13 protein-coding genes are annotated in these 14,375 nt (G+C 69.3%); 8 read left to right on the top strand and 5 right to left on the bottom strand.

The features are described 5' to 3' along the window. Positions 1–25 precede the first annotated feature (25 nt). Positions 26–883, bottom strand: a complete 858-nt coding sequence (locus ACFV4K_RS29565) for a peptidylprolyl isomerase (protein ID WP_379279338.1) — start codon at positions 881–883, stop codon at positions 26–28. Positions 884–1,070: 187 nt separating this feature from the next. On the opposite strand from ACFV4K_RS29565, the gene hisS reads away from it, so the two are divergent. The 3 genes from hisS (at position 1,071) to ACFV4K_RS29550 (ending at position 4,508) form a co-directional block, all read left to right on the top strand. Further along, positions 1,071–2,351, top strand: a complete 1,281-nt coding sequence (hisS, locus tag ACFV4K_RS29560; RefSeq protein WP_379279337.1) for a histidine--tRNA ligase — start codon at positions 1,071–1,073, stop codon at positions 2,349–2,351. A gap of 347 nt (positions 2,352–2,698) precedes the next feature. Next, a complete protein-coding gene (locus tag ACFV4K_RS29555; RefSeq protein ID WP_379279335.1) occupies positions 2,699–3,343 on the top strand; it encodes a hypothetical protein in 645 nt (214 codons plus the stop codon). Between the two features lie 163 nt (positions 3,344–3,506). Next, positions 3,507–4,508, top strand: a complete 1,002-nt coding sequence (locus tag ACFV4K_RS29550) for a malate dehydrogenase (RefSeq protein ID WP_379279334.1) — start codon at positions 3,507–3,509, stop codon at positions 4,506–4,508. Between the two features lie 24 nt (positions 4,509–4,532). On the opposite strand, the gene ACFV4K_RS29545 is transcribed toward ACFV4K_RS29550, so the two are convergent. Next, positions 4,533–5,405: a TIGR03619 family F420-dependent LLM class oxidoreductase gene (locus ACFV4K_RS29545; protein WP_379279332.1), complete on the bottom strand. Its 873-nt coding sequence runs from the start codon at positions 5,403–5,405 to the stop codon at positions 4,533–4,535. A 216-nt stretch (positions 5,406–5,621) separates the two neighbouring features. Here ACFV4K_RS29545 and ACFV4K_RS29540 point away from each other — a divergent pair, with 216 nt between their 5' ends. Continuing rightward, on the top strand, positions 5,622–6,371 hold the full coding sequence (locus ACFV4K_RS29540) for an SDR family oxidoreductase (RefSeq protein ID WP_379279330.1): 750 nt from the start codon (positions 5,622–5,624) through the stop codon (positions 6,369–6,371). 149 nt (positions 6,372–6,520) lie between these two features. Here ACFV4K_RS29540 and ACFV4K_RS29535 read toward each other — a convergent pair whose 3' ends face one another. Then, positions 6,521–7,846 (bottom strand): hypothetical protein, encoded by a 1,326-nt coding sequence (locus ACFV4K_RS29535; protein WP_379279329.1) that lies wholly within the window; start codon positions 7,844–7,846, stop codon positions 6,521–6,523. Then, positions 7,843–8,172, bottom strand: coding sequence for a type VII secretion target (locus tag ACFV4K_RS29530; protein ID WP_379279327.1), 330 nt, complete (start codon positions 8,170–8,172; stop codon positions 7,843–7,845). The genes ACFV4K_RS29535 and ACFV4K_RS29530 overlap by 4 nt, the downstream gene beginning before the upstream one ends. Before the next feature lie 230 nt (positions 8,173–8,402). Between ACFV4K_RS29530 and ACFV4K_RS29525 the strand changes: the two genes are divergently transcribed. From ACFV4K_RS29525 to ACFV4K_RS29510, 4 genes are all read left to right on the top strand, one after another. After that, entirely contained in the window at positions 8,403–9,389 is a 987-nt protein-coding gene (locus ACFV4K_RS29525; RefSeq protein WP_379279326.1) for an NAD-dependent epimerase/dehydratase family protein, read from the top strand. Positions 9,390–9,420: 31 nt separating this feature from the next. Beyond that, complete coding sequence (locus ACFV4K_RS29520) at positions 9,421–10,437, top strand: Rv2578c family radical SAM protein (protein ID WP_379279324.1); 1,017 nt, start codon at positions 9,421–9,423, stop codon at positions 10,435–10,437. A 106-nt stretch (positions 10,438–10,543) separates the two neighbouring features. Continuing rightward, on the top strand, positions 10,544–12,523 hold the full coding sequence (locus ACFV4K_RS29515; RefSeq protein WP_379279323.1) for a 2-oxoacid:acceptor oxidoreductase subunit alpha: 1,980 nt from the start codon (positions 10,544–10,546) through the stop codon (positions 12,521–12,523). Further along, positions 12,523–13,602, top strand: a complete 1,080-nt coding sequence (locus tag ACFV4K_RS29510; protein WP_379279322.1) for a 2-oxoacid:ferredoxin oxidoreductase subunit beta — start codon at positions 12,523–12,525, stop codon at positions 13,600–13,602. The genes ACFV4K_RS29515 and ACFV4K_RS29510 overlap by 1 nt, the downstream gene beginning before the upstream one ends. 4 nt (positions 13,603–13,606) lie before the next feature. On the opposite strand, the gene ACFV4K_RS29505 is transcribed toward ACFV4K_RS29510, so the two are convergent. Continuing rightward, a complete protein-coding gene (locus ACFV4K_RS29505) occupies positions 13,607–14,146 on the bottom strand; it encodes a hypothetical protein (protein WP_379279321.1) in 540 nt (179 codons plus the stop codon). Between the last annotated feature and the right edge of the window lie 229 nt (positions 14,147–14,375).

Raw genomic sequence — 14,375 nt, 5'->3', positions numbered from 1 at the left:
CGCCGGGGCCGAAATACCATGCTGGTCAGTTGATTTGGACCGACTGGATGTTCACATCCATGGCCGGCTTGCCATCCTGACCGCCGCCCGCGACGCCGCCCTTGGCGATCTTGTCGAGGGTGGCCAGGCCGGCCTCGTCGACCGTGCCGAAGATGGTGTACTGCGGCGGCAGCTGGGAATCGCCGTAGACCAGGAAGAACTGGCTGCCATTGGTGCCCGGGCCGGCATTGGCCATGGCCAGCACGCCGCGCTTGTACTCGACCGGGAACTGCGCGGCCTGATCGGTCGGCCCGTACTGGTCAGTCGGGTACTCGTTGTCGAATTCGTAACCGGGACCGCCCATTCCGGTGCCGGACGGGTCGCCGCACTGCAGCACCTGCAGACCCTTAGCGGTGGTCATGCGGTGGCAGCTGGTCGCGTCGAAGTACTTCTGCTTGGCCAGCGACTCGAAACTGTTGACCGTGCAGGGGGATTCGCCCGGATTCAGGGTCATGGAGATAGGGCCCTGATTGGTGTCCATGGTGGCCTTCACCTGACCGGCGGTGGTGATGTTGGCCGTGCCCGGCGCGCTCACCGCCTTGTCGGCGGGCTTCTGCGACGGAAGGTACTCACAGCTCACCGAGGCCGGCTTGGCCTTCGCGGCCGGCGGGGGAGCGGCGGTCAGCGAGGCGTCGGGCGTCTCGGACGCCTTCGCGCTCGTGCTGTTGTCATCGCCCTTGGTCAGGAAGTAAATGCCGACACCGGCCGCCACGGCGACCACGACGCCCAGCGCCGACGCCGCGATGGTGAGCTGCTTGCGCTTGCGCGCCCGCTGGGCCCGGTTCTCGAGTTGACGCTCCAGCTTCCGTTTCGCCGCAGCGCGTCGCTGTTCATTGCTCGGCACTAACTGTCCCTCCGTGAACGGTCGGTATCTGATGTCTGTACAGACTGGGGCCGTCAGCACAAACGAGCCCGTCAGCCCAGCGGCCGCGGCAGACATTACCTGCATTCGCTGAGAAAAACCTACATATGAGGGCCGGGGCGGTAACCGGTTGGACTTGTCGCGCGGCCGTGGTGGAAACTTGACCATCGTGACCAAGACCAGCAGCTTCAGTGCCCCGAGGGGGGTCCCCGACTATCTGCCCCCCACCTCCGCGGAGTTCGCCGCCGTCCGTGACGGACTGGTGGAGACCGCGCGACTGGCCGGATACGGGCATGTCGAGCTGCCGGTTTTCGAAGAGACCGCCCTGTTCGCACGCGGTGTGGGGGAGTCGACCGACGTCGTCTCCAAGGAGATGTGGACCTTCGCCGACCGCAATGGCGAGAGCTTCACCCTGCGCCCCGAGGGCACCGCGGGCGTCATGCGCGCGGTCATCCAGCACGGCCTCGACCGCGGCCCGCTGCCGGTCAAGCTCTGCTACGCCGGACCCTTCTTCCGCTACGAGCGCCCGCAGAAGGGCCGCTACCGGCAGCTGCAGCAGGTCGGCGTGGAGGCCATCGGCATCGACGACCCGGCCCTGGACGCCGAGGTGATCGCCATCGCCGACGCCGGGTTCCGCAAGCTGGGCCTCGACGGCTTCCGGCTCGAGATCACCTCCCTCGGCGACGAGACCTGCCGCCCGCAGTACCGGGAACTGCTGCAGGAATTCCTCATGAAGCTCCCGCTCGACGAGGAGACCCGCCGCCGCGCGCTGATCAACCCGCTGCGCGTGCTCGACGACAAGCGTCCCGAGGTCAAGGAGCTGACCGCGAACGCGCCGCTCATGATCGACCACCTGTCGGAGTCCGCCAAGACCCACTTCGAGCAGGTCCTCGGCCACCTCGACGCGCTCGGGGTGCCGTACGTGGTCAACCCGCGCATGGTGCGCGGACTCGACTACTACACCAAGACCACCTTCGAATTCGTGCACGACGGACTCGGCGCGCAATCCGGCATCGGCGGCGGCGGCCGCTACGACGGGCTGATGGCCGAACTCGGCGGGCAGGCGCTGTCGGGCATCGGCTACGGCATCGGCGTCGACCGCACCGTGCTCGCGCTCGAGGCGGAGGGCAAGACCGCCGTCCACGGGCCGCGCGTGCAGGTCTTCGGCATCCCGCTCGGCGATGTCGCCAAGCAGCGCCTGGTGGTGCTGGCCGCCGACCTGCGCAAGGCCGGGATCCGCACCGACCTCGCCTACGGCGGGCGCGGCATGAAGGGCGCGATGAAGGCCGCCGACAAGTCCGGCGCCCGGCTCGCGCTGGTCCTGGGCGACCGCGAGGTCGCCGACGGCGAGATCGGGCTCAAGGACCTCGACAGCGGCGAACAGCGGCAGATCCCGCTGGACGAGGCCGTCGCCCAGGTCGCGGCCGCCCTTGCGGGCGAACAGGATTGATCGCGTAGGGCGGTCCCGGGGGCAGGAGTCGTTGACCCCCGGGTACCCGCCGATCCGCCTGCCCGAACCCGCCTGGCTGCCCGGCCTGCGCGCCCGGCCGAACTCGACGCCCGGGAAGCGGTATCGGAGCGTGAATCCGGCACCGGGGCCGCGACCGGTGCCGCGGGGTCGGACCGGACACCCGAGATGGCGCGGTCGGTTTGTTACGGCCTCGGGAACGCTCGGCCCAATTCGCGAGTGGGCGGGTGCCAATCGGGGTATTGGGTTAAGGCCTGCTGATATACCGCACGGGGCGGTGCGTGCCGCCGGTACGCGCGACCCCTCGATATCTGGACGAATGCACTGCTGTGACTCATGAATCGACGCCGGGATCCGGCGAGGTCGGCCTCGACCTGATCGCCCCCGAACTGCTGGCCCCCGCGCTGCGCAAACTCACCCTCGCCGCGCTCGGCATCGGCATCGGGGTCGGCCTGCTGATGGCGCTGTTCGTGCACTGGCCGACCGCCCTCGCGGCGGGGCTGGTCCTGGGCGCACCGACCGCCCTGTACGCCATGTCCGTGCAACGCCGCCGGATCACCGTGTCCGGCAGCGTCATCCACGCCCGCACCTGGCGCGGCGAACGCCATCTGGACCTGGCGGCGGCCACCGCCGTGGAGATCGTCGTCCACCCCGGCAAGATCAGCCGCATCGTGCTGCGCGCCACCGCGGGCCCCGACACCCAGGTCGTGCCGCTGGCCATCTACAGCGACTCCGGCAGCGGCCGCGAACTCCACATCCTGGGCCTGCGCAAACTCGCCGACGCCCTGGCCGGATGCCCGCTCGCCGCCGCCCTGGCCATCTCCGGGATGCTGGTCCAGCAACTGCGCGCCGAGGCCCGCGACGCCAATGCCGAGGAACGCCCGCTCTACCGTGCCGTCCGGTTGGTCCGCGCTCGCGACGAAGCCGGGCCGATCATCCTCGCCGACTCCGATATCGCTGATCTCGCCCGCTGAGGTCGACCCTGGCCGATCCCCGCCCTGACGTGCGGTTCGGGCACGGGGTCGGCCGGTGATGCCGTCTCGCGGCCCGTGTTCCTTTGCTCACGGCCGCGCCTCGGCGCACGATGAGCGTCGATAGGGTCGAAGCAAGATCAGCCGCTATCGCGAGGAGATCGCCGTGAGCAACGTTGCGCCAGTGACCGTCACCGTGACCGGAGCCGCCGGGCAGATCGCCTACGGCATGCTCTTCCGCATCGCTTCCGGAGCCCTGCTCGGGGAGTCCACGCCGGTGCGCCTGCGGTTGCTCGAGATTCCCGCCGCCGTCGGGTCGCTCGAAGGCGTCGCGATGGAACTCGAGGACGGCGCGTTCCCGCTGCTGGCCGGAATCGATATCGCCGACGACCCGTGGCTCGGATTCGAGGGCGCCAACATCGCCATCCTGGTGGGATCGCGGCCGCGCAGCGCGGGGATGGAACGCGCCGACCTGCTGGCCGCCAATGGCCCGATCTTCACCGATCAGGGCGCGGCCATCAATGCCAACGCCGCCGACGACGTCCGGGTGCTGGTGGTCGGGAACCCGGCCAACACCAACGCCTACATCGCCATGAACAACGCCCCCGACGTTCCCGCCGAGCGGTTCACGGCGCTGACTCGCCTCGACCACAATCGCGCGATCGCGCAGGTGGCCGAGAAGACCGGGGCCGCGGCCGCCGACATCGCGCGGATCACCGTGTGGGGCAACCACTCCGCGACCCAGTACCCGGATCTGGCGCACGCCACCGTCGGCGGTCGCGACGCGCTCACCGTCATCGACGATCCCGCCTGGGTGACCGGCGATTTCGTGCCCACCGTCCAGCAGCGCGGCACCGCCATCATCGCCGCGCGCGGCGCGTCCTCGGCGGCGAGCGCGGCCAGCGCCGCCATCGACCACATCCACGACTGGGTGCTGGGCACCGCTCCCGGCGACTGGACCTCGATGGCGGTGCCCTCGGACGGCTCCTACGGCGTGCCCGAGGGACTGATCAGCTCGTTCCCGGTGACCTGCGCCGACGGCGAGTACACCATCGTGCCGGATCTGGAGATCGGCGAATTCGCCCGCACCCGAATCGATCGCAGCGTCGCCGAACTGGTCGGCGAACGCGACGCCGTGATCGAGCTGGGCTTCGCGAAGAAGGCGTGATCAGCCCCCGTCGAGCGGGAGAGCTCAGCTCAGCTTGGCGATCACGTTGTCGCCGTACCACTTGATCTTGGTGATCTTCTCTTCCAGGGTCTCGGTGTCCTGCTCCTTGGCGTAGGAGTTGCGGAAACCGACGATCAGGTCGGTGATGCCCTTCTCCTCGCAGCGCTTCACCCCGTCGGGGGTGTAGCCGTCGTAGGAGACCGCGTGGATCTCGAAGTCGCCCTTGTGGTCCCGCTCGGCGCGCAGCTCGTTGATCCGGGCCAGGTACTTGTCCAGCTCCTCGGCATTGCCGCCGGCGTGCATCCAGCCGTCGCACAGGCGGACCGCGCGGCGCAGCGCGGCGTCGCTGTGGCCGCCGAGCAGGATCGGCAGCGGCTTCGTGGGGGCGGGGGTGAGCTTGATCTTCGGGATGTCGTAGAACTCGCCGTGGTACTCGAAGTACTCACCGGTCGACAGACCGCGCACGATCTCGATGCACTCGTCGATGCGCTTGCCGCGCTTCTCGAACGGGACGCCCATGATCTGGAAGTCCTCCGGCCACGGGCTGATGCCCACGCCGAGCGCGAAGCGGTTGTTGCTCAGCCGGGCCAGCGAGCTGGCCTGCTTGGCGACCAGCACCGGCGGGCGGATCGGCAGCTTGAGCACGAATGGGGTCTGACGCAGCGTGGTGGTGGCCGCCGCGATGGCCGCCGACAGCACGAAGGTCTCGATGAACGGCTTCCCGTCGAGGAACTCGCGATTGCCGTCCGCGGTGTAGGGGTACTTCGAATCCGACTCGGCCGGGTAGGCGATGCTGTCGGCCACGGTGATGCTGTGGAACCCGGCGGCTTCGGCAGCCTGAGCGAGGGGGATGTAGTAATCCGGGTTGGTCATCGCCTCCGCGTAGGTGAAGCGCATCGATCGTCCTCTCGACAGTGAGCAAGTGCCAAAAAACTAGAACTGATTCTAGTTTTGCGACTGATGCTAGCGCCACCCTCGCCAAAAGGCATCAGTTCCGGGACGATCCGGACAGTCAACCGACCCGCCGGACGCCCCGCCGCCGTCGTCCCGGTAGTCGAGATGATCCGCGGCCGGGGCTTGCTGAATTGTTCTGCCTCTTGTTCTAATCGCCCCATGACCATCGCCATCACCGGCTCCGGTTCCGGCATCGGCGCGGCCACCGCCGCCGCCCTGCGTGCCGCCGGGCACGAGATCATCGGCATCGACCTGCGCAACGCGGACATCACCGTGGACCTCACCGACGCCGACGCCCGCAACGCCGCGGTCGAAGCAGTGCTCGAGCGCTCCGGCGGCAGCCTCGACGGCCTGATCCTCTGCGCCGGCGTCGGCCCCCAGGTGTCCGACCCCAACCTGGTGGTGGAGATCAACTACCGGGCCACCGTCGCCCTGCTCGACGCCCTGCTGCCCGCCCTCACCAAGGGCGAAAACCCTGCGGCCGTGGTGGTTTCGTCGGTCGCCTCCACCCACATCAAGTGGGAGGACAACCCGATCGCCACGGGCACCGAGGCCGAGGCCTTCGCCCAGGCCGGGGACTACGCGGGCAGCTACGCCTACGCCGCCTCCAAGAACGCCGTCACCGTCGCCGTGCGCAAGCGCGCCGTCGAGTGGGGCGCCGCCGGCGTCCGCCTCAACACCGTCGCCCCCGGCAGCGTCGACACCCCGCTGCTGCAGGCGGGGCTCGACGACCCGCGCTACGGCGACGCCATTCGCAACTTCGTCTCCCCGATCGGCCGCAATGGCCGCGCCGAGGAGATCGCCTCGCTCATCGCCTACCTCATAGGTCCGCAGGCCGGATTCATCCACGGTTCCCAGTTCGTCATCGACGGCGGAGTCGACGCGCAGGCGCGCCCGACCGCGGTGTAACCCACCGCGGCGTGCGCGAGCGCGCCCTGAAACGGTGGCCGAGCCCGCGGGGTGTACATCCGCTTTCGGTCTCCACCGGTGCCGCGGTGGTCTGGGTACCCGTCCAGATCACCGCGGCATCACCCTTTTCCGGGGGTGATCGGGTTGTCTCAGAGCTGATCGGGCTCGGCGGCGTCGGCCGGATCCCCGGCATCGCCGATGACTCCCGGTGCGAAGGTGCCCAGATTGCCGGTGAGTTCGCTTTCGGCCGTGGGACTTCGGTGCGGCTGCACCGTCCGACCGTGCTGTGCGTCGCCCGAACCGCCCTTGCCCGCGCCCGCCGCGGCGGGGGAGCCCAGGAAGCCCGAACCGGCTGGTCCGCCCAGACCCGGGACTCCGGCCGATCCCGCGCCGAACGGATCGGCGGAATGGGTGATCGTGCCGCCCGGAATCGACGAACCCGGTCCGCCGGGAGCCGATGACAGGCCACGGCTGAGGCCGCCGGGGCCGCTACTTCCGAGGCCTCCGCCCCCACCGCTGATACCGGCCGCGGAGGTGTCCGGCAGCCCGCCGGAGAGGTCCGATTCGGTCGGATCGCCGGGCGTGAAAGTCGCTGCCCGCACACCGCTTTCGAGCAACTCGGTGGCCTGCTCCAGAATCGGCCGGCCCACATTCCGCGCCAGCGCCTGGGCGACCTCCGCCGGAGTCGGGCCGCCACCCTGGCCGACCAGCTGCCCGATCAGTCCCTGTACCCGCGCGGTGTAGACCGACAGCTCACCGTGGGTGGTGTTCACGACCGTCACCGCCTCCCCGAGATGCCGGGTGGCCGAGGCGATCAGCATCGTCTGGCCGAGCGGGGTCAGGATCAGCGGGGCCAGCGCGGTGGCCTCCGCGACGAAGGCCTGCGCGATGGCGGTGAGCTGGATATTGCCGCGCTGCACCACGGCCGCGGCTTGATCGGTGATCGCCGACAGCTCGAAACCGCGCTGGGCGGTCTCCTGCCCGTGATCCCGGGCCTGCCTGCCCGACTCCTGCGCGCTCTGGGAAGCCTTGCCCTGCCACAGGGATTCGACCGTAGTCAGCGCACCGCCGCCCACCTGCACGGCGGACTCGATGACCTTGGACCCGGTGCTCAGCACCGTGGCCGGATTCAGCTGGCCCAGCACCCCGGTGCCGAACGCTTGCAGCAGTTGCAGGAACGGTGCGAACAGCGCGTCCAGCCCCGGAATCGCGGGCAACGCCCAGCCCTTCACCAGATCGCCGACCGGATCGGCAGGCAACGGCGGCAGCGCAACGGCCCGCGCGAACGCGGGCTGCGCGGCATTCAGCGCGGCAGGCATCCCGTCGAGCGCTGCCTGCGCGCCCACGGGCACGCCGTGCGCGCCATCGAGGGCGGGTGCGATCGCGCCGCCGCCGTGAGTTCCCACCTCGGGCCCGCCGCCGGGATCCGGACCGGCCGGACCGGCTCCGATGATGCCGGAGTCCAGCGGCTTCATGCCAGGTCGCCGATCTGCCCGGCGGCCGCGCCGAGCCCGCTCGCGAAGTCGGCGTCGGTGCTCTCGTAGGTGGCCGCCGAGCCGAAAGCCGCCCGGCCGAGCTCGGCGAAGCGGCCGGAGACGGCGTTGATGTCGCGGTCGTGCAGGAGTTCGGCGACGGCGTAACTGGCCAGGAAGTCCGCGCCGATGAGTCCGAAGGCCGGGGTCATGGCGGCGACGTGGGTGACGGTGTCCAGACCGCCCTGGGCGGCGATGTCGGTCGCGATGCCGTCCTGGGTGACGGCGAAGACGCGGACCGCACCCGTGTCGACCGAAAGATCGGCCATGTCAGGACCCCCCTAGCGTCGTGGACATGTGGGAGCCGAATATAACCCCTCGAGCGTCCAGCCCGGCGTGGCGTCCGCGGCCGCTCCGGCACGTCGGCGTCGCCGCCCCGGCGTGTCGGCCCTGGCTGCTCCGGCACGTCGGCGTCCGCGCGCGGCTGTGATCCCGTCCGCAAGCGGGCCGTAATGTGACCGTTCTTGCAAATTAGAACAAGTTCTATATTCTTCTGACCATGAAGGTCGCAGTCACCGGCGCTGCCGGGTTCCTTGGCACCAATTTGCTTCGCCTGCTTACTGATCGCGGTCACGAGGTCACCGCCATCGACCGGGTCGCCGGTGCCACCCAGCCCGGGGTCACCTGGGTGAACGGTGACGTGCTGGATCCGGTCTCGATGCGGTCCGCGCTCGACGGCGCCGAGGTGGTCTACCACCTGGTCGCGCTGATCACCCTGGCCCACAAGAACGATGTCGCCTGGCGGGTCAACACCGAGGGCGTGCGCGTCGTCGCCGAGGCCGCGCTCGAGGTCGGCGCGCGTCGCATGGTGCACACCAGCTCCATCCACGCGTTCAACCAGTACTCCTGCGGCGGCGTCATCAACGAGCGCTCGCCGCGGTCGATCGACCCGGATCTGCCGGTGTACGACCGGTCCAAGTGGCAGGGCGAGATCGAGTTGCGCTCGGTCATCGACAAGGGCCTGGACGCGGTCATCTGCAACCCGACCGGTGTGTACGGCCCGATCGACAACACCGCCTCGCGCATCAACACCACGCTGTGGGACGCCGCGCGCGGCCGCGTGCCGGTCATGATCAGCGGCGGCTTCGACCTGGTCGACGTGCGCGACGTCGCCAGCGGCCTGGTCCTGGCCGGTGAGCGCGGCCGCACCGGCGAGAACTACCTGCTCGGCGGCCACTTCACCGATATGTTCCAGGCCACCCGCACCGCCGCCGAGGTCAACGGGAAGATGAAGCCCGCCTTCGCGATCCCGGCCAAGGTGATCAACGCCTGCATGCCGGTCATGGAGCCGGTGGCCAAGGCCTTCGGCAGCGACCGCATCTCCAGGGCGGCCATGGGCGCGCTGCTGGCCGCCCCGATCGTCGAGCGCACCAAGGCCGCCGAGGAACTCGGCTACCGTCCGCGGCCCGCCGAGCAGACCATCCGGGACCTGGTCGCCTTCTACAACGGGCAGCCGATCGAGGCCGACACGCAGAAGATTGCTTGACACTCGTTAGAACACATGTTCGACTGGGGTGGTGCGTTGGCAAAGGCAAACCCTCGGCGCCGATGACGGCGCGCTCCCCGGCCTCGAACGTGCGGGTTTCGTACGCAGCGTACAACCACCCGAGTTCGAGGGCATCACGTTCCACGAGGTGCTCTGCAAGAGTGCGCTGAACCGGGTGCCCGACAGCGGCACCCTCCCGTTCAGCTGGACCATCAACCCCATGCGCGGGTGCTCGCATGCGTGCCGCTACTGCTTCGCTCGCGGCACGCACGAGTACCTGGACCTGGACGCGGGCGCCGACTTCGACTCCCAGATCGTGGTCAAGACCAATGTCGTCCCGATCCTGCGGCGCGAGCTGCACAAACGGTCCTGGCGGCGCGAACAGGTCGCGCTGGGCACCAATACCGATCCGTATCAGCGCGCCGAGGGCCGCTACCGGCTGATGCCGGGCATCATCACCGCCCTCGCCGAATCCGGGACCGGTTTCTCCATCCTCACCAAGGGCACCCTGCTGCGGCGGGATCTGCCGCTGCTGGTCGAGGCCGCCGGTCAGGTGCCGGTGGACCTCGCGGTGTCCATCGCGATCCTGGACGAGGAGCTGCATCGCGGGCTCGAGCCCGGCACGCCGTCGCCGCGGGCGCGGCTGGAACTGGTCCGCGCGCTGTCGGACGCCGGATTCGCCGTGAATGTCATGGTGGCTCCGGTCATTCCGTACCTCACTGACTCCCAGGCGCATCTGGACGCGCTCTTCGCCGCCATCGCCGAGGCCGGGGCCGCCCGCGTCACGGCGTTCCCCATGCATCTGCGCGGTTCCACCCGCGGCTGGTTCCTGGCCTGGCTGGCCGAGGCCCACCCGGCGCTGTTGCGCCGCTACCGGCAACTGTATGGTCGGGGAACTTCGGTGACACCGGAGTATTCTGCGTGGCTACGCGGCCGCATCGAGCCGCTGCTGGAGAAACACCGTTTGAACCGTGATCGACCGGCCGAGCCCGAGGTTCGCGCCGCCGAATCGCACACGCCCGACCCGCAGTTGGCGTTGTTCGCCTGACGGCGGTTCTTTGATCGAAACCATTGCGCTTCACGGGTGTGTCGCGAATATTGCGGAGTAGTTTGGCGTTGGTACCTCACATCTGACGAGGAAGTGATGCACGCGCATGGCTCAGGCAAAGGACACCGTGCAGCATGACGACTCCGGGGCGGCCGGAAACGGTGACGGCCCAGGGAAATTGGCGGTGGAGAAACTGGAACGGGTCGTCATCCGCTTCGCGGGCGACTCCGGTGACGGCATGCAGCTCACCGGTGACCGTTTCACCCACGAGGCCGCCGCATTCGGCAATGATCTTGCCACCCAACCGAATTTCCCCGCCGAGATCCGCGCGCCCCAGGGCACGCTGCCCGGTGTGTCGTCGTTTCAGATCCAGATCGCGGACTACGACATCCTGACCGCCGGTGACCAGCCCGATGTGCTGGTCGCGATGAATCCCGCTGCGCTGAAGGCGAATCTGGAGGATTTGGCGCGCGGGGCGACGGTGATCGTCAATACGGACGAATTCACCAAACGCGCACTAGCGAAGGTCGGATACGCCGGGGACCCGCTCACCGACGACACCTTGACCGATTTCGTGGTGCACCGGGTGCCGATGACCTCCTTGACGCTCGGCGCAACCGAACCGACCGGTGTGGGTAAAAAGGACGGGCAGCGCGCGAAGAATATGTTCGCGCTCGGCTTGCTGTCCTGGATGTACGGGCGGCCGATCGGCGGCACCGAACAGTTCATGCGGGAGAAATTCGCCGCCACGTCCGATATCGCCGAAGCAAATATCCTCGCATTTCGGGCAGGGTGGAATTACGGCGAAACCACCGAGGCGTTCGCCACCACCTATGAGGTGGCCTCCGCGACGCTCCCGGCGGGCACCTACCGGCAGATCACCGGCAACACCGCGCTCGCCTACGGCATCGTCACCGCCGGGCAGCTGTCCGGGCTGCCGGTCTTCCTGGGCACCTACCCGATCACCCCGGCCTCGGACATCCTGCACGAACTGAGCAAGCATAAGAACTTCGGCGTCATCACCTTCCAGGCAGAGGACGAGATCGCCGGAATCGGCGCGGCCCTGGGAGCCTCGCTGGGCGGGGCGCTCGGGGTGACCAGTACGTCCGGCCCCGGCCTGGCGCTCAAGAGCGAGACCATCGGCCTGGCCGTCATGACCGAACTGCCGCTGATGATCATCGACGTGCAGCGCGGCGGCCCGTCGACCGGTCTGCCCACCAAGACCGAACAGGCCGATCTGCTGCAGGCGCTCTACGGGCGCAATGGCGAATCCCCGGTGCCGGTGGTCGCGCCGCGCTCGCCCGCGGACTGCTTCGACGCCGCCGTGGAGGCCGCCCGCATCGCCCTCACCTATCGCACGCCGGTGCTGCTGCTGTCGGACGGTTCCATCGCCAATGGCTCCGAGCCGTGGGCGATTCCGCGGGTCGATCAGCTCGCCCCGATCGACCCGGCCTTCGAACCCGCGGGCGCGCAGGACGATTCGTTCCAGCCCTACGCGCGCGACCCGGAGACCCTGGCCCGGCCGCTGGCGGTGCCCGGCACCGCGGGCCGCGCGCACCGCATCGGCGGGCTCGAGAAGGCCGACGGCAGCGGCAATATCTCCTACGAACCGGCCAATCACGAACTCATGGTGCGCTTGCGGCAGGCCAAGATCGACGGCATCGCGGTGCCCGATCTGGTGGTGGACGATCCCGGCGGCCATGCCGAACTGCTGCTCATCGGGTGGGGCAGCTCCTACGGTCCGATCGGCGAGGCCTGCCGGCGGGCGCGGCGGCGCGGGGTGCCGGTGGCGCAGGCGCACCTGCGGCATCTGAATCCGTTCCCGCCCAACCTCGGTGAGGTGCTGCGCCGCTACCGCACCGTGGTCTGCCCGGAGATGAACGGCGGCCAGCTGGCCATGCTGCTGCGCGCCCGCTACCTGGTCGACGTGCAGCCGTGGACCAAGGTGGCCGGCACCGCCTTCCAAGCACAGGAACTGGTCGGCGTCATCGACGCGGCCCTGGACGGCTCCATCGCGGAGATGGAGCAGGACAAGGCTTTCGCCGCACGGGCGCGCGCGACCTACCGCAATCCAGGGGGCAAGTGATGACCATTCTCGAAAACCTGCTCGTGGGCGCCGATCTGGGCCTCACCGGACTGTCCGGGGTGCCGCGGGCGGCGGGCCCGCAGAAGGCCAAGGACTACACCTCCGATCAGGAGGTGCGCTGGTGCCCGGGCTGCGGCGACTACGTCATCCTCGCCACCGTGCGCGGGTTCCTGGCCGAGCTGGGCCTCGAGCGCGAGAACCTCATGTTCGTCTCCGGCATCGGCTGCTCGAGCCGGTTCCCGTACTACCTGGAGGCGTACGGGATCCACTCCATCCACGGCCGCGCCCCGGCCATCGCCACGGGGATGGCGGTCACCCGGCCCGACCTGTCGGTCTGGGTGGTGACCGGCGACGGTGACGCGCTCTCCATCGGCGGCAACCATCTCATCCACGCCCTGCGCCGCAATGTGAACATGACGATCCTGCTGTTCAACAACCGGATCTACGGCCTCACCAAGGGCCAATACTCGCCGACCTCGGAGACCGGCAAGGTCACCAAGTCCACCCCGATGGGCTCGATCGACCACCCGTTCAACACCCTCTCGGTGGCGCTGGGCGCGGAGGCCACCTTCGCGGCCCGGGCCCTGGACTCCGACCGGGCCGGGCTCACCGAGGTGCTGCGCGCCGCCGCCGAACACCGCGGCACCGCGTTCGTGGAGATCCTGCAGGACTGCCCGATCTTCAACGACGGCTCCTTCGACGCGCTGCGGCGCGAGAACGCCGAATCGCATCTGGTCCGGCTGCGGCACGGGCAGCCCATCCGCTTCGGCGCGGACAATGAATTCGCCGTGGTCCGTGACGGTTTCGGCCTGGAGGTGGCGCGCACCGACAGCGTCGCCGACTCCGACATCGTGGTGCACGACGCCTACACCGACCAGCCCGAATACGCCTACGCCCTGTCGCGGCTGTCCGACCAGGACCTCACCCACGTGGTGACGGGCGTCTTCCGCAGCGTCACCCGCCCCACCTACGACGACGGCGTCCGCGCCCAGCTCGGCACCGCCGTCGAACGCAAACCGGTGAGCCCGAACTCCTTGCAGGAGTTGCTCACCGGCAACGAAACCTGGACGGTCGGCTGAGCTGTCAGGCCGGAGCGAAGGCGTTCAGCAGGCGCTGGAACAGATCGTCGAAGCGCTTGCGAGACGCCTTCTGCTCGTCACTGAGGCCGTCGGTGATCTCGGGCGCGTAGACGATCAGATGCAGATCCTGGTCGCGGTGCTCGGGCATGTAGTCGATGATCGAGGTGCCCTTGTCGGTGGCGTCCGGGGTCCCCATATCGACGGTGACCAGCGCTTTCATCTCGGTCGCCGCCGCGGTCAGGACATCGGCGGCCACCTTCCCGTCGACCGGCTGCGCGGTGGGATCGGACCGCTTCACCGCGTGCCCGTCCGCTTGCACCTCGAGGGAGGGCCGCAGATCGGTCCGGGTCTGCCAGCCCGCGGGCAGGGCGGTGAGCGTGAACAGCGCCGGGGGAGCGGCCGCCGCCGGTCGCATCCCCGCGAATCCGCCCGCGCCCGTGAGCAACACCGCACACGCCGCCGCGGTCAGCGCGGCCCGCCATCCGCGCCGCCGCATCGCGATTCCCGCCACGCCGAGTTGTCCCGCCGCCGCTGCCGTTCCCATCGCATCCCTCCGAGTCTCTGGTGAGCGTGCGCCCGCCGCCCGCAGATTGTTGCCCCGCACCCATCCCGGCGCGCAGCGCCACGCCGACGCCGCACCGGAAGGAGACACGGCTCGCGGGATTCGCCCGAATTCACCCGTGGCGAGGTACCCGGCGGTCATGCCAGACCGGTCCATCGAGTGGCCCACCGGCACACCGCATCGAGCATTCGGGGCGGGACATGGCGAGGGC

It is taken from the genome of Nocardia sp. NPDC059764 (assembly GCF_042732555.1).
In the GTDB taxonomy this organism is placed as follows: domain Bacteria; phylum Actinomycetota; class Actinomycetes; order Mycobacteriales; family Mycobacteriaceae; genus Nocardia.
The sequence above is the reverse complement of the archived record's forward strand: the minus strand, read 5'-3'. Positions and strand labels throughout refer to the sequence as shown.